The organism is Thermodesulfobacteriota bacterium (assembly GCA_036397855.1).
Lineage (GTDB): Bacteria > Desulfobacterota_D > UBA1144 > Nemesobacterales > CSP1-2 > DASWID01.
Map to the genome: position 1 here is coordinate 13,179 of DASWID010000079.1, position 16,230 is coordinate 29,408.

The 16,230-nt window shown below is 41.8% G+C and carries 15 protein-coding genes and 1 tRNA gene; 1 reads left to right on the forward strand and 15 read right to left on the reverse strand.

Annotated features, from left to right (window positions below):
• Positions 1 to 191 precede the first annotated feature (191 nt).
• The 15 genes from VGA95_05960 to galT all read right to left on the reverse strand — a co-directional run bounded on the left by VGA95_05960 (position 192) and on the right by galT (position 15,309).
• Positions 192 to 833, reverse strand: a complete 642-nt coding sequence (locus tag VGA95_05960; protein ID HEX9666091.1) for an SPOR domain-containing protein — start codon at positions 831 to 833, stop codon at positions 192 to 194.
• A 24-nt stretch (positions 834 to 857) separates the two neighbouring features.
• A tRNA-Leu gene (locus tag VGA95_05965) sits at positions 858 to 942 on the reverse strand.
• 40 nt (positions 943 to 982) lie between these two features.
• A complete protein-coding gene (hflC, locus tag VGA95_05970; GenBank protein HEX9666092.1) occupies positions 983 to 1,858 on the reverse strand; it encodes a protease modulator HflC in 876 nt (291 codons plus the stop codon).
• Positions 1,859 to 1,919: 61 nt separating this feature from the next.
• Positions 1,920 to 2,930 carry an FtsH protease activity modulator HflK gene (gene hflK / locus VGA95_05975; GenBank protein ID HEX9666093.1) on the reverse strand — a complete coding sequence of 337 codons (1,011 nt, stop codon included), beginning with the start codon at positions 2,928 to 2,930 and terminating at the stop codon, positions 1,920 to 1,922.
• Positions 2,931 to 3,136: 206 nt separating this feature from the next.
• On the reverse strand, positions 3,137 to 4,288 hold the full coding sequence (locus VGA95_05980; GenBank protein HEX9666094.1) for an AAA family ATPase: 1,152 nt from the start codon (positions 4,286 to 4,288) through the stop codon (positions 3,137 to 3,139).
• A complete protein-coding gene (locus tag VGA95_05985) occupies positions 4,273 to 5,367 on the reverse strand; it encodes a hypothetical protein (protein ID HEX9666095.1) in 1,095 nt (364 codons plus the stop codon). The genes VGA95_05980 and VGA95_05985 overlap by 16 nt, the downstream gene beginning before the upstream one ends.
• Positions 5,368 to 5,421: 54 nt before the next feature.
• Positions 5,422 to 6,096 (reverse strand): prepilin-type N-terminal cleavage/methylation domain-containing protein, encoded by a 675-nt coding sequence (locus VGA95_05990; GenBank protein ID HEX9666096.1) that lies wholly within the window; start codon positions 6,094 to 6,096, stop codon positions 5,422 to 5,424.
• A complete protein-coding gene (locus tag VGA95_05995; protein ID HEX9666097.1) occupies positions 6,047 to 6,496 on the reverse strand; it encodes a prepilin-type N-terminal cleavage/methylation domain-containing protein in 450 nt (149 codons plus the stop codon). The genes VGA95_05990 and VGA95_05995 overlap by 50 nt, the downstream gene beginning before the upstream one ends.
• Complete coding sequence (locus VGA95_06000; protein HEX9666098.1) at positions 6,480 to 6,989, reverse strand: type II secretion system protein; 510 nt, start codon at positions 6,987 to 6,989, stop codon at positions 6,480 to 6,482. The genes VGA95_05995 and VGA95_06000 overlap by 17 nt, the downstream gene beginning before the upstream one ends.
• Positions 6,986 to 7,414 carry a type II secretion system major pseudopilin GspG gene (gspG, locus tag VGA95_06005; protein ID HEX9666099.1) on the reverse strand — a complete coding sequence of 143 codons (429 nt, stop codon included), beginning with the start codon at positions 7,412 to 7,414 and terminating at the stop codon, positions 6,986 to 6,988. Before gspG ends, VGA95_06000 begins: the two co-directional genes overlap by 4 nt.
• 10 nt (positions 7,415 to 7,424) lie before the next feature.
• Complete coding sequence (gene gspF, locus VGA95_06010) at positions 7,425 to 8,633, reverse strand: type II secretion system inner membrane protein GspF (protein HEX9666100.1); 1,209 nt, start codon at positions 8,631 to 8,633, stop codon at positions 7,425 to 7,427.
• Positions 8,634 to 8,704: 71 nt separating this feature from the next.
• Entirely contained in the window at positions 8,705 to 10,414 is a 1,710-nt protein-coding gene (gene gspE / locus VGA95_06015) for a type II secretion system ATPase GspE (protein ID HEX9666101.1), read from the reverse strand.
• Complete coding sequence (gspD, locus tag VGA95_06020; GenBank protein ID HEX9666102.1) at positions 10,392 to 13,094, reverse strand: type II secretion system secretin GspD; 2,703 nt, start codon at positions 13,092 to 13,094, stop codon at positions 10,392 to 10,394. The genes gspE and gspD overlap by 23 nt, the downstream gene beginning before the upstream one ends.
• 131 nt (positions 13,095 to 13,225) lie before the next feature.
• Positions 13,226 to 14,173, reverse strand: a complete 948-nt coding sequence (gene gspC / locus VGA95_06025) for a type II secretion system protein GspC (GenBank protein HEX9666103.1) — start codon at positions 14,171 to 14,173, stop codon at positions 13,226 to 13,228.
• 53 nt (positions 14,174 to 14,226) lie between these two features.
• Complete coding sequence (galT, locus tag VGA95_06030; protein HEX9666104.1) at positions 14,227 to 15,309, reverse strand: galactose-1-phosphate uridylyltransferase; 1,083 nt, start codon at positions 15,307 to 15,309, stop codon at positions 14,227 to 14,229.
• A gap of 597 nt (positions 15,310 to 15,906) precedes the next feature.
• Between galT and groES the strand changes: the two genes are divergently transcribed.
• Positions 15,907 to 16,197: a co-chaperone GroES gene (gene groES, locus VGA95_06035; protein HEX9666105.1), complete on the forward strand. Its 291-nt coding sequence runs from the start codon at positions 15,907 to 15,909 to the stop codon at positions 16,195 to 16,197.
• The last annotated feature ends 33 nt before the right edge of the window (positions 16,198 to 16,230 follow it).

Sequence of the window (16,230 nt, forward strand, 5' to 3'; positions counted from 1 at the left end):
TGGTAATAATTTGTCAAGAACTTTTCTTCGCACATGCAAAAAATGGATTATGTCATTTTATGCTTCTGGACTGTAGAAATATTGGCATGAACTGCTCAATTCTACGCATTCGCTAACTGATGGTTCTGGAGCAATTCGTTAGTTACTCAGGTAAACAAAAGTGAATAAGACATTAAAAACATTAAAAAAAGTCACTCTATCCTTTCCACTATCGCTTCCATTCCTTCTGTTCTTTGAAAGGAAATTGCGTATTCTCTTGCCTCTCCCTGTGTGTTGAATTTACCAATCCTCACTAAGTACCAATTTTCACCAAGCGAATTGACATATGGTACAATATACGGTTTGTAACCCGCTAAATTTAATTCGTTTAGTGCTTTGTTAGCCCTCTCTATCTTTTTGAATGCGCCGACCTGAACTGTAAAGCCTCCTGTCTTCTCAATATCAATCTCTTGCTCGCCATCGTCAAATTCTTGAGAGTTGTTTTCATTGACTTCGCCTTCGTCTGCGTCGCCTGGCCCTACCTGCTGCGAATACGTATCGGCAACTGATTGTCCCACATGGGAGGATAACCGCTCTTGAATAGAGACTTTTTCCTCTTCTATCAAATTCCGCTCCCCTCCTCCTGGACCACCAATCCTATCCCCCAACACGGTGGACTGCTCCCGTTGAGCTTCTTTTTTAACACCAACACTTAAATCCATATCCCTGACCTTAATTCCGACATACACACCGACGCAAAAAGTAAGTAGAATTATCACTAATTGCCGGGCCGATCGAGTCCATGACCGCCGTTTACGATCCGTAAATATCAATCTTGGTTTTATTTCTTTCATACCCCTCTCACGCATCCACTTTCATGCCGAAGGGGGGATTTGAACCCCCACGGGCTCACACCCACTGGATCCTGAATCCAGCGCGTCTACCAAATTCCGCCACTTCGGCTTAGGATAAATAATACAATAACTAGTTGTCAATGCTAAAGCTATTTCAGGTTATCGGGGGAAAATCCGGTGTTAAAGTATTTAAAAAAGTCTGAATTGGAGGGGATAACAAAAAGTGTATCTGGTGTTACGGCATTTTCATATGCCTCCAAGGTTCTTTGAAAACTATAAAATTCCGGATCCTTATCGAACGCCTCTGAATAGATCGCCGCAGCCTTGGCATCGCCTTCTCCGCTCAACTTCTGTGACTTGGCATATGCCTCTGCGAGTATGATTTCTCGTTCCTTATCGGCCTGAGCCCGTATCTTGGCAGCTTCCTCCTCTCCCTCAGAACGATATCTCTTAGAAATTCTATCCCTCTCTGCCACCATTCTCGCAAAAACACTCTCCTGTACTTCCTTTGGGAGATCGGCTCTCTTGATCCTGACATCAATCAGTTCTATTCCAAAATCCTTTAATCTCTCTCGAGCCTTATCAGCAACTGCATCCATAATAGCTTCTCGATTTTCCGCTATAATATCCTCATAGTCGAACGATGCCAATTCTACCCTCATTTCTGAAAATACTATATCTTCAATTCTCGACTTAGCTCCGAATTCAGTTATTAGACTTTTGAAAAACGCTAATGGATCCTCAATCTTCCAATGGCTTATGTAATCAACGATCAATCTCTTTTTATCAAGCGTAAGGTATTCTCCCGGTGGTGCATCAGTGTAAAGTACCCTCTTATTAAACCTATGAATTTGCTGAACAAAGGGGGTTCTGGCATGCAAACCCGCATCCTTCACAGTTGCTACGTATCGACCAAACTGTGTAATTATGACCTGGTCTGTTTCGTATACTATGTACAGCCACTGAGGCAATACAATTAATAATAAAATTAGGATTATAATTATTGCAATTGGCCGAGATTTCATATTTACCTCAGATGGTCTCCTTTTTAATCGAAATTAATTGAAATTCCAACATATATCTTCCTTATTTTTCATTCTGTTTTTTACCCATTTCTCCTAACGGAAGGAATTTGAGAATATTGTCACTCGCCTCAGGACCTATCACAACCTTATTTGCGTTCGGCAAAACTTGCTCCATTGTCTCAATATAAAGCCTTGTAGCTGTAACTCCCTTTGCTTTTTGATATTCCTCTAGGATCTCCAGGAACCTCTCTGTATCACCCTGTGCTTTTATTACCCTTTGCTCCCTGTAAGCTTCTGCAGCCCTTATCCTCTTCTCAGCCTCTCCTCGCGCCTTTGGTATTATGTCCTCTGCATATCCCCTTGCTTCGTTCGTAAGCCTCTCCTGATCTTCCCTGGCCCTTACAACTTCATTAAATGAATCCTTGACCTGTGCAGGTGGATCTACTACCTGTAATTTAAAATCAGTGATTAAGAGGCCAGCTTGATATGTATCTAGCAGTTGTTGTAGAAATTTCCTCGAATCCTCCTGGATCTTAACCTTGCCAACTGTGAGGGCATCATCAATTGTTGTTCTACCTATAACACTCCTTAATGCCACTTCGGCAGAATCCAATAATACCTTGTCTGGATCCTTTACCTTGAAGAGATAATTCGAAGGGTTTTTGACCTTGTATTGAACAATAGCTTGTGCGTCGACAATATTTTCATCCCCTGTGAGCATTAAAGATTCCTCAGGAATGGGTCTATATCTGGGATTTGTCCTAAAACCGATCTCAACCCTTCTTACGACAGCCATATTTACCAACTTCACAGTTTCAATTGGTGCGGGTAAATGATATCTCAGACCAGGCTCTGACCGACCTACTTCTTTCCCAAAACGTAAAACTACACCAATTTCCCCGGGTTCTACTGTATAAATACCTGCAGCAATCCATATGGCTAATATTATTATTATAATAATTGGCCATAGCCTAAATCCCCTACTTCCCCCATTCCCGGTCTTTCTCAACCAGTACTCACGGATCTCATTCCAGATGGTTTTATCTTCACCAAAACCGTTTCCTCTAACCACAAATTCCCTCCAACAAAGGTTTACGTTAGTCTAACCTATGTACGAATATCGTCAAATGTCCCTAAGTCATTAGATTTTTTGTTTAATCACAGATTCATGCGCAAAATGGCTTTGCCCAGAATAAGCTGAAATGCATTATAAATGCTAAACAGTTTGATAATAATTATAGAAAGGAAACTTTTAAAATAGAATAGAATTCCTTCAAATTAAACCATTTCCTCGTTGAACGATATCAACTTATCCAATGTTTCTCTTTGAATTTGTTCGATTTCGGTCCTCACCCGAGTAATTTCATCAGTCGATTTTCCACGCTCTCTACATTCATCAAGCATTAGGTCAAGCTTTGCTAATATGTGCCTTAACTTGGTTTGTGCTTCTATGTTAGCATTTATTTCCAACTCTTCATTTTCCCACTCTCTTTTTGAATATGAAAGCAGCTCCTTAGCTTGTATAAGTAATTCCCTTAATGCATCTCTATAACCCTGAAGTAGCTGATAGATAACAGCTTTAATCTCTCCCACTTCGCCCGGATCGCGCCATAGTACATTTTCTAAAATATTTAAGTCACTCTCTATGACTTCGTCCCGCCCTGAGAGGTACGCCTTCGATCTAAGCAATGAGATAGACTGTTTGTATCGCCTATCAGATAGAACAATACCCTTTTTCCTGAGCTCACTCCTCAGACGCGAAACCAATTTTATGACATGCGGTGGAACCGGAATGTCATTAACATGTGATTGACACTTTTGAATCTCATCCAAAGTTATTGATGTAACACCATCATCAATCTCTTCTGTATGCAACATTTTTAAGAACCTAAAATCCTCCTTAACATAATCTACTACATACCTGAGCAAAAACCTATCATACAATGCTTCGAGCTCATCTTCTTCAGAGGGAAGCTCATTACTCGCTCCGAAGAGTGAAATCAGTGGCACTTGAACCACATCAGTACTATTATAAAAGATTCTCTCATTCATTATGGTGAGAAGTGTATTTAATATTGATGAGCTGGCTTTGAACACCTCATCAAGAAAAGCTATGTGAGCCTCTGGTATTTTCCCATTAATAACCCTGCGATATTCATCGTTCTCAAGTCCCTTAAGGCTAACTGCTCCGAAAATTTCCTCGGGAGTAGTAAACTTTGTGAGGAGCCATTGAAAATAACGGGCTCCGTCTATTCTCTTACATACCTCATGAACAAGCTGAGACTTTGCAGTGCCTGGCGGACCAATAATTAGCATATGATTGCCGGTGAGAAGTGCACATAAAGCGCCTTCTATAACCTCGTCTCTTTCAAATAACCTACTTCTCAACTCCTCGATTATCTTTCTTAATATTACTACCTTTCTTTCCATGAGATTATACGTACTCCTCTCGACTGCCCAGAAGAACCTTTTCTTATAACGGCCTCTACCGTCCTTAAAGTTGGATTCTCTTCACCAAGGATACCAGAAGAGATCACAGAAAACACATCGCTCTCCCCGGAACTTAAAACAACACCACCAATTCCTGAGCTAATCTTGAGTGTTGGGTCAACGTCCTTAATGATTTCGTTCACCTTCTTTCGATCAATGATGGAGTTATCTTTTCTAGCCTCCATAACCCCTTCGGCGATTCTATCCGCAATATCATCCTTCAAATCTTCAGGTGAGGAGCTCTCTTGTCCTTCTATTGCCGAAACTGCCGCACCCTTAAGAGATGAAATCATGACGGGTTTTGAGGCCGTACTGAAGTTTACCTTTTTATCGGCGGGATACACGGTAACATAATTCTTAATCTTTTCGAAGAACTCTTCATCCATACCACGTATCATGCGTATTTCGTCAACACTATCAAGTGGGCCATTTTTTATATTATATGGATTTTCAAGGCCGAGATAATAGTCAGCCCCGGCACCCGATGAATCTTGGTCATTCTGTCCCCCCTTTATGGGGTGATCAAGCCAATTTATTAAGCTCGCTATAAATAAGTCAGATTTTCTAGGGTCTACATCTAGAATTCTAAAGAGCTGCGCCGCCTCAGTTTTTACCTGCTGGTCAACCCTATTTGACGATTGATTGACAAGTGCATTCAAATTGATCTTTGAACGCTCGTCAATAACCGTGAGTGAAACATTTCCATCACCAACCGGAAGGACCGGTACTCTGATAGACCATATTTCATCGGATTCTTCACCCTGATTGTTCAATAGACTAGTAGCTTTCTTTAAGTCTTCGAGCGGAGTTTCCTTCATCGCCCCCGCAACAACATTTACGCCCGACTTTGCAATGTATCTAGCCTTGATATCATCTCTGGTGTTTGCGGAGATCTCGGAATCTATCTGTGTAAAATAGATAAGATCAACGACAAGGGTCGTAAGAATTGCCGTGACGATGAGTACGATAATAAGAACCACCCCGCTATCAGACTTGTTTCCCTTAAGATTTTGTCTCATACGAAAATTACTTTTCATCCATAATCACCGAAATATAGGAGAGCACACCGAATGCTACTCACCTAAAGGTATCAAAATCAGTGTGCTAAATTGAACATCTTCCCCTCTAGGACTCCTCATAGTCAATGTAATTTCGACAACCTTGGGAAGTGAGCCCGTTTGATCCGAGTTAAACTCATCAACAAAACTCTCCTCGCTATCATTCTCGGTCATGTATGTTAAATTAAATCTGACCAAGTTTTCAGAAATCGGATATCTTATGCCCCCCGAGTCGGTACCTATCCGAGGGTTTTCTTCTCTCATAAGGTAGAAAAGATCGGACTGTGGAACAGGTTCCAAGTAATAACTGATCTCAGCTTGATCCGAATCCACGGAATTTAATGCAGGTTGGCGAGAAAGTGAGGTAAGGGTGACCCTGCTGTTATCTCCATCCTTTGTACCACTAAAAAATGAAGCGGTTGGGATTGATGAATTATCGAATACCTCACCCCTTGGGTATGCCGATTGAAAGTCTTCTGTCATTTTGGAAAAAACAACCCTAGCTTCGTGATAGAGATCGAGTTCACTTTCCGCAACGTCCTTGGCCTTTATTATCTGGAAAAAAGATGAATACAGAACTGTTAAGACAATTGAACCAATAAAAATAGCCAGGAGCACCTCAATCAGGGTAAACCCCTTTTCAGTAATCAGATAATGCCATTGAAACTTCAAAATCTTTTTTACCATCATCCCATGTAATCCGTAATATTACAATTCTTATCTCTGTATCCAGGTTTGGAATCTCATAAGGCGTTACAGAGAGAAACCAGTTAAATTCTGGCGCCTCTTCAAATTGTCCCTGCTCCTGCCTTATCTCAGGATAGCCTTCGAGCTCAACCTCAGCCAACTTCCGTTGGGCAAGCAAACCTGCTATGGAGAGGTTTTTTGACTGTGAAGCCATAATTAAATTTCTGTTGACAGCACCCAGTAATACTGTAAGTCCGGCTCCTAGAATCGCTACAGCAACAAGTACCTCCAATAGAGTAAATCCATTATTAGATTTTGCATGCTTAATTCTTGCTGAATCATCGTCCCTAGGGACTCTACATTTCAGCAAATAATTTAAAAATGACCTATTTATTGAGTACATCCACATATTCATCAAATACTATAGTGCCACCGGTATAGGGCTTTGTTGCCAACGTGTAGTATTTCCCGTCATCAGACTCGAGATGAATCACAGCGGGTTCTACAAATCCAGTTGGCAAGAATAGTATGAATTGTTCATTCTGCCCAAGTGAATTAACTCGGCTTCGATCAGTCATCACATCTTTGAAGGATAAACCCTCCGGTAGTTTTCTCTTCTTCAATGTGGGGTCATCAGGAATTACAAATTCATTTCCCTCCTGAACCTCGACCCAGTACTCCTCATTGTCTAAATCGAACGATAGCTTATAGATCTTTTTTTTAAAAGCAGCCTCGTTGTAAAGATACTTGATAATACTGGCCATTCTTCGCGAGGTGCTTTTAATATTGACATCATTTAGATCCTTAAACTTTGGAATTGCTACCAGTAGAAAGAAGCCCAATAGAATCATGACTGCGGTAAGTTCTATGAGGGTAAAACCTTGCTTATCCTTCATTGTATGTTACGGTTAGATATATCTTCATCGCTTGGATATACACCATCCGGGCCTGGTGATATTATCTCAAATGAACTATCGTGCGTTTGATCTGGTCCTACGTAGATAAAGTCGTTTCCCCACTGATCTAGGGGAACCTTACCACCCTCAAGATAACCATCAGAGGAATAACGTTGAGGAATTCTTCCTGTAGTCGGTGGGACTACCAAGGCTTCTAGACCCTGCTGAGTTTCGGGATAGAATCCATTATCAATCTTAAACAATTTCAATGCCGATTCCACTTGCTTGATCTGTATCTTAGTTTGCTCCTTCCTAGCTTCGTCCAATCGCCCCATAACGTTCGTACCGACTATATAAGCTAGCCCTGCAATTATGATCAAAACGACCATAATCTCAATGAGCGTAAATCCACCCTGTAATCTCATGTATTACCTCCTATTTTCCAATCGTAGATGTTAAATCGAATATCGGCAGAAGTATAGCAAAAACTATAAATCCTATTATAACACCTATTATCAATATCATAACAGGTTCAAGTAATGATGTAAGCGTTGAAACGTAGGTCTCAACCTGCATATCATACATATCTGCAATCTTAACCAGCATTTCTTCCATCTCTCCTGTTTGTTCCCCTACCGCAATCATCCTAGTCACGAGTGGAGGGAAGACTCCACTCTCTCTGAGCGGAGTCGCAAGGCTCGTACCCTCCCTAACATTCTCCCGGACGTTTCTCAAGGCTTGAACATAGACTGAGTTTCCGACCACCGCTTCTCCGATCTCTAGTGCTTCGAGGAGTGGAATACCACTCCCTATGAGTGTTCCAAGAGTACGAGTGAACCTGGAAATTGCAACCAACTTTGCTATTTTGCCAAAGATAGGAACCTTAAATATTAAACGGTCATAAAATTGCTTACCCCTATCCGTTTTTTTAAAGCGAAAAATAAAGAAAACTATAGCCCCCAAGACAACTAAAAGAGCAATCAGATTATTCGAAATGAAGTTGCTAAAACTTATTAAGGCAAGTGTGATTAGTGGTAGTGATTTACTGCTCTCTTCAAAAATTTTTGCAATCCTGGGAATCACGTACGACATCATAAAGAAAAGCACGCCACTGCCAATTAAGAACATGAAAATAGGGTATACCATGGCACTTCTCACGCGGGCACGGAGTGCTGATTGCTTCTCAAGAAAATCCGCAAGCCTCAGGAGAACAATGTCCAACGTCCCACTAGATTCCCCCGCTTTTACAATATTTATGTAAAGGTCCGAAAAAACCCTCGTGTGCTCATTCAGAGCATTCGCCAATGAGCTACCCTCGCTAATCCTATCTTTGACTTCGGTAAGTACCTGACTGAGCTTTGGATCTTCAGTTTGCTCACCAAGCGCTTGCAGAGAGGCTTCAAGTGGAAGCCCGGCCGAAATTAGTGTAGAAAACTGTCTCGTTGTAACCGCTAGCTCCGAGGAGCTTATCCCCCTTAACCGAAAAATTCCCCTACCCTTATCCTTCTTCACTTCCTTAAGCGATGAAAGAAAAACCCCTTCCCGTTTTAACTTATCTGTCGCTGATTTTGGGGAATCTGCATCAACTATTCCCTGCAGAGACTTTCCCCTCTCATTAATTGCTTTGTATTTATATACAGGCATATTATTATAATTGAGATATCTTTACAGATAAGATCAGAAATTACTTCAACTATATATACTATGATTTCGTATCAATGATTATCGCTTTCTTCTGCAACACGCATAACTTCATCTATCGAAGTTTGTCCTTTAAGAACCTTTTCCGCGCCATCCATCCTCAGTGTTGTCATACCATGCTCAACGGCTTTCCTCTTAATGGTGGTAGAATCCACCGTGCTTAGGGTAAGATTCCTGAGGTCGTCATCAATAACAAGAATTTCAAATATTCCACTCCTGCCAGCATATCCAGTACCCAGACACTCGCTGCATCCCCTCGCCCTATATAGACCTGATTCAGGTACCTCACTCCTATCGATTCCAATCCTGATGAGTTCGTCACCTATCGGTGTATAGGGCTCCCTGCATTTACGACATAGTATTCGTACAAGCCTTTGGGCTACCACTGCAATGAGAGATGATGCTACTAGGAATGGCTCAATACCCATATCGATCAACCTGGTAATTGCACTGGCAGAGTCATTAGTGTGTAGAGTAGAAAAAACCAGGTGCCCCGTTAGCGAAGCGTGTATGGCTATGTCCGCAGTATCTCTATCCCGTATCTCTCCCACCAATACTATGTCCGGGTCCTGACGGAGAATGGACCTCAGTCCATTGGCAAAGGTCAAATTTACTTTAGGATTGACCTGTATCTGGTTTATTCCCAATATTTGATACTCAACTGGATCCTCAATAGTGATTATTTTTTTATCAGGAGAATTTATTCTCTCAAGAGCAGCATAGAGGGTAGTCGTTTTCCCTCCACCAGTTGGGCCTGTCACAAGAATTATTCCATGGGGGCGATGAATAAGTGAATTAATAGTCTCAAGCTTTTTACCAAATAGACCAAGATCCTCTAAACTGAGAAGAACCGATGATCGATCGAGTAGCCTCATCACAATGCTCTCACCGTGAGAAGTAGGTACGGTAGAGATCCTGACATCCACATCTCGTCCAGCAACTTTAACGCGAATCCTGCCATCCTGAGGCTTCCTCTTCTCAGCAATATCGAGCTCTGCCATAATCTTTACCCTGGATATAACGGAAGATTGAAGCTTTTTGGCAACCCTTGTAACCTTATGGAGCATCCCATCCTTTCTGAACCGTACGACCACCTCTTTTTCAAAGCACTCTATATGAATATCGCTCGCCTTCTCCTTTACTGCCTGAAATAGTAGTGAGTTTACAAATCTAATTATTGGCGCTTCATCATCTGCTTCGAGTAGATCCTTCGGTTCTTGTAGTTCGGATTCCGGAATCCCCATCGACTCGTGGTGTACCATGTCACCTGTCATTTCCTTATCGCGTTCATAGACCTTGTTTATGTTATCCATAACTACATGGCTCAATGCAAGATGAGGTTCGATTTCACAACCGAATAGAGACTTCACCTCATCTAGAACGTATAAATCCAAAGGTGGTGCAACAACCACAACAACCCTTTCACCTTCTTTTCTTAGTGGAATAAGCTTATATCTTTTCGCGAAGCTTATAGGCAAGAGCTTTACAAGCTCAGGGTCGATATCTCGTTCGGACATTTTCATGATATGTGGTATTTCATAGAACTCGGAGAAGACCTCCAGCATGTCTTCATCTTTTAGAAGATTCGATTTTAGCACCGCGTCCTCAAACCGTTCTCCATTATTCGATGTCAGCTCTTCTATCCTAACGCTTGCCTCTGGGTTTTTCTCTACGATAATCTCTTCAAGACTCCTCACTTCTTCAATAGACCTCCTGTTTCTCAAATCCCCTTTGCTGAATAAGCATATTCCTCCTCTGTCTCTGTTCCAGGATCTGCTGCATGTCTTCTTCATTCTCTACGATTCTAGGGGTAAGAAGTATCATAAGATTTATCTTGTTTCTCTCATATCTCTTAAACTTAAATAAATTACCAAGTATGGGTATATTACCCAGAAGAGGAACCTTATTTTGAATTGAACTTTCCCTGTCCTGTACTAATCCTCCGATTACGATTGTCTGACCATTTTTCACAACTACTGATGAATCAGCCGTCCTCGTATTTGTAGCGATACCGAATTCAGCCGTATTAAGGTCTGCTGGTGTTGGAGCTATAGCCGATACCTCTGTATAAATGTTCAAATTTAGATAATCGCCTTCACTGATTTGAGGAGTAATGGCCAGCCTTATGCCTACAGGCTGCCTGTCAATTGTCTGAACAGTGACACCAGCGTCGCCAACTACACTGCCGGTAGGAAATGGAATCACATCGGCAACGACTATTTCTGCCTCTTCATTATCTGTTGTAATAATGCTAGGAGTGGATAGAACATTAACGTCAGTCAAAGATGTGAGTGCCTGGAACAGAGCACTAAAGGATGGTATAGGGGGTATAGGTCCTGAACCATCGGGATCAACCTCTTCGCCTAAAACACCCAAAAAAAGCCCGGACAAGCTGTTGGTTAGATTAAGAGAAGCCGCTGGGTCCGCAGCCAAACCAAGAAGGCTTGGAACCCCAGGCAGTATTGTCCCGCCAAACCCTAGATCGTTACCGTTATTGAATGTAAAGCCTATACTCAAATTTGTACCTAAGGCTGTGATATTACTTAGACTCACCTCAAGAATGGCAGCTTCTACATAAACCTGCCTTCGTCTGACATCCAACTCTTCTATAACGCGTCTTAACGCCTCAAATTCCTTACGAGTACTTACAATAATTACAGAATTTGTAGCGGTGTCAGCGGTTACTCTCAAACCCTCCTCCCCCACCACACTAACAGTGGAAGTAGCTGCTCCTGTAGTTTCCCCTCCTCTGATTCGTTGTCCTCCAGCTTGCCCGGCATAAGTTTGTCCGACAGCTCCCCTTCCGGTTACTGTTTGCCCAAAAGCGCCACCCCCAAATGTACCACCCCCAAATGTACCGGCTCCAGTCCTACGAGCCCCAATGACAGCCTGACCTCCCGTACTCACGCCGCCGCCGCCTATTAGACCAGATATGACTGCAACCACCTGCTCAGCATCCGCGTTTAGAAGGTGAATAACGTAAATTCCCTCTTCAGGTTCCTCCGTTTCAACATCTAGTTTTCTAATTATCGAATTTATCTTCGGCAGGTCCTCAGGATAGGCGATAACAATTAGGGTGTTTGTCCTATCATCCACGATAACCCTGAACCCCGCCGTATTGGATTGACCTGAAGGCGGAGTTGCACCAACCCGGCTTTGCACCCTCTCCCGAGCCCTTGATGCGGCGGTCCCTCTTTCCGCTGGAGAGGTCGTCTGAGCAGGGGCCCGAGTGGTTGAGACGGAGCCAGTACCACCTAGAATCTCCACGAGCTTTGCGGCTACATCGGCCGCATCACTATTAACTATTTTTACAAACTCAATCTCCTTCTTAAGATCAAGATTTTCAATAATATCGAGTAACCTATTAATATTGGCTCTAGTCTCAACTATAATCAGGGTGTTCAAGTCAGGATATACAGCAATATCGCCATCTGGAGAAATAAGTGGCTTGAGAATGTTTGCAATATCGCTGGCCTGAATATTTTTCAAAGGCACAAGCCTCGTTATAAAACTCTCAGAAGATTCGCCGGCAGAAACTCCAACTTCGGTAGGAATGCTTTCAGTTTTAATATCTCTCTTCTGAACTACCTTGTTTATGCCATCCTTCTTAACGATTGAAAACCCGTTTAGATCTAAAATTGTTTCAAATAGTTTTAGTGAGTTCTGTTTCTTGAAACCCCCCTGCGGTGTTATGATCGTTACTTGCTTCCCTTTTACCGAATCATCCAGGATAAATGTCTCCCCCGTAATCTCGCTCATCGTCTGAATCAAATCTCTTATATCCATTTCCGTTTGCAGGTTTACAATTTCTTCCTCGGGACTAACTGGTGATTCTGCAGGTTCTGCTCCTGATACACCTCGCCCCTCTTTCCTCTCAGTAATAGTCTCCCCTCCTCTTCCTTGAGTTTTAGGCTCACCTTCATCGGTCTCAGATACTAGGTCTTCGCTAACCGCTTCTTTACGTTGGGACCCGTCCACACCTTCTTCACCCTCGCGCACGACCTCTACCTTCGGGCTTTTGACCCTTAGTGGGATGATCAAGAACTGGCCGGGAATTACGTTAGCATTCTCTACCAAACCGTTTATATCTAAAATTTCCTGGACCGATAACTGAAATCTTTTAGCTATCCCCTCTAAGGTGTCCCCTTCTCTAACCAGGTACCTTATCTTCCTTGCAGTTGATTCAGCTTTATGAACCTCTTTTCCCTCCGGGCCTTGTTCCCGTGATTCGGGAGAGGGGTCAGTCTGAGCTAGCGATGCCTTTTCTCGCTTCTCATTCCCTCTTAGACCTGAAGAAATTACGTTGCCCATATCACTATTTACCACCAACTCCTCCAAATGAGCCACGTAGACGCCAGAGATGGTGGTAATGAAAAATAAGACCAATTGGAGAAATTTAATCATGGAATGCCCTCTCTAATTATTCAAAACTGTTCTGACCGCCGACTTCTAAATCCTGAATCATTCGTTCACCTTAGCAAAAAACACATCTGTTGGATATAGATTTCATCTACTGATTAAATGATCAAAATTTCTCATTTTACTGTATATTCATATGTAAGTCTTTTCCCACGCCTTGTTAAATCAATACTAAATTTGCTCTGCCCCTTTAGGTCCTCAAACAAGCTGAATGCATTTTCAACGTTGTCCAGCCCCACGTCATTTATGCTATGAACTGTATCGCCGTTCCTGATCCCTATCTTGGAAAAAATACTATTCGGTCTTATGGCAAAAAACCGCAGCCCATCGTCATGTGGAACGACCCGAGCCTTAGTCAAGATATCATTTGGATTGCTTAAAAGCTCGTCCATCATCTTTCTGTCAATCTCATAAACTCCCTCGTCGATCTGGTTTATCCCATCAGCGTTTTCACCGAGACCTTTACCATAGCCTTTGGTTGTTCGAGCTTCCTTGGATCCGCTATTAAGCGTGGTCCTCGAAGCTACTTGACTAGAAGACGAGCCGTCACTTATATCCTTTTTACATTTTATAGTTTCAGGCCCTTCGCCGATGCGCTCCAATACTGCAACGCAATTTTCAATCCGAATTACCTTCACCTTTTCCGATTGTATTATATCGATCAATTCATCCAACTTATAACCATTTACCCTGCCCGAATCAACATTTTTAATCACAGCAACCGAACTTTTACTCGGGTTGATAACTGTGCCTAGAAGCTCAAGGTTTAGCGTGGTTTGTGGAACGTTCTCAATGCCTGATGAATTAGCCGATGATGTATTCTTAAGACCAAATATGTTACGCTTGAGTATTATGTCGTAAGATTTTCGTGAAGCCAGGTCTTTATTTGGACTCACATAATTTTCTACCCTCACGCTCTTAGATGAAGCCACAGCCTCATGAGGGAGGGCAGGCATTTTCCCCTTTATATTGTCGATTACAATCTGTGCAAGAATATAAGCAAGCACTGCAACAAGGAACAGATTTATAGCCCAGGTATGTTTCTTAAATAGTGATATAATCATTTAAGTAGCGCTATTAAATTTCATATCAAAAATAAAGCTAATTACTTTATATGTCAAGAGATCTTCTTTTTATCCAAATCTTTATATGCGCGAACTTCTATTTCCTCTCGCAAATAATCTGCAGCTGCCTCCGGTGAAGTCGGATTGATGAATAATCCAGCACCCCACTCAAATCCAGCAATGGTTGTGAGACGTGGGATAATCTCTAAATGCCAATGAAAATCGTACTCGATCGAATCCCAGTGCTCTGGATGACCTGGACGCATGAATCTGCTCGGCGAGGTATGTATCACAAAGTTATAGGGGGGATCATTCAAAAGATTTTTAACAGATAGTAGGTTCAGCTTCAGAACGTACGCCAGGTTCATCAGCTCATGATCATCCATAATAGAATAATTATGGAGATGCTTTTTTGGTACTATCCAAGTCTCAAATGGGAAACTTGAAGCAAACGGAGCCCAAATAATATAGTTAGCTGATTCAAAAACTATTCTTCTATTATAATCAAGCTCTTGTTTTATTAAATCGCAAACCAGACATCGTTCCTTTTCCCTATAATGCTCCCTGCTTGCCGTCAGCTCTTGTTTCACTATAGGGGGAACCATAGGAGTGGCAATTAATTGTGAGTGTGTATGCATGATAGAGCCTCCTGCTTGTGCCTTGTGATTTTTAAATATCAACACATAGCGGAGTCTTGGATCCCTAAATAAGTCTTTTATTCTCTCCCTAAATGCTAAGAGTACATCCTTTACCCTTTCAACATCAAGATCCGCCAATCCGATATCGTGATTCGGAGACTCAATGATAACCTCATGTGCACCAGCCCCACTAACAACGTCAAATATTCCAGTCGCATATCTATGCGCATTATCCTCAACATGGAGCGCAGGGTACTTATTTGGAACAACCCTAACCTGCCAGCCAGGCGAGTTTGGTTCTGATCCCGGCTCTCGTATCGCAAAAACCTCAGGGGGTGTTTTACCTTCTGATCCTTCACAAAACGGACAGGAAACTACCGCGTTTTCAGCCCTATTAAGATGGTCCTCATTCATCAGATAGTCACTTGGCCTTCTAGCCCTTTCAGTCGAAATTATTACCCATCTATTTCTAATTGGATCGAACCTGAGTTCGCGCATCAATATGGTCATTCCAGGTTTGACTCGTTAAATTTTAAACTATTATACACGACAAAACCACTCACTCTGATAATCCATTCATTAAGAATTAAAATATGTTCAAGATGCTAATCTAAATCAAATTTCTCGCTATCATAAAATATCACCATTAAAACTGATGATATTGTTTCTAAAAGTTTAGTCAATTACTTTAAGTTTCATTCTCAAGCTTTACACATTATTATTTAAAAATCAATGATTATTTTTTTATTGCTTGAAATAAGGTTACGATCAATTTTGTAAACATACAAGCATCGAGGTTTGCGAAAACCAATCAAGGTATATCTAAGATAGTAAGAAAATAGAAAATACCCCTCCTTTAAAGATTCGAGCTGTCACTTAACCAATAGAAAAATAGTAACTGGAAAGAATATCCCATTTCACAATGTTCATCCTCAAACGAAGAAGAATCCGGGTGCATGTTTAGAGCGTCCGCTAAGGTCCCACTCACACTTGACAAAGATTCTTAGATGATTATCTTTATGTTTATTTTTAGCACTAATCGGTCTAAAGTGCTAAATTCCTGTTTCAAGATCCATAAACTAAGGAGGAGGTTATATGAAAGTAAAACCGCTCTACGACAGAATTCTTGTTAAGAGACTGGAGACCGTAGAAAAGACCAAGGGTGGCATTATAATTCCAGATTCCGCAAAAGAAAAACCCCAAGAAGGAGAAATAAAGGCACTGGGAAAGGGAAAGCTACTCGAAGACGGTTCAATACGACCCCTTGACGTCAAAGTTGGGGATAAGGTGCTTTTCAGTAAATATGGCGGTACCGACATAAATATTGAGGGTGAGGATTACTTAATTCTTCGGGAAGAAGACATCTTAGCAATCGTCGAATCTTAAAAATTTCAAAACAAGAATCTAAGGAGGTAAGTT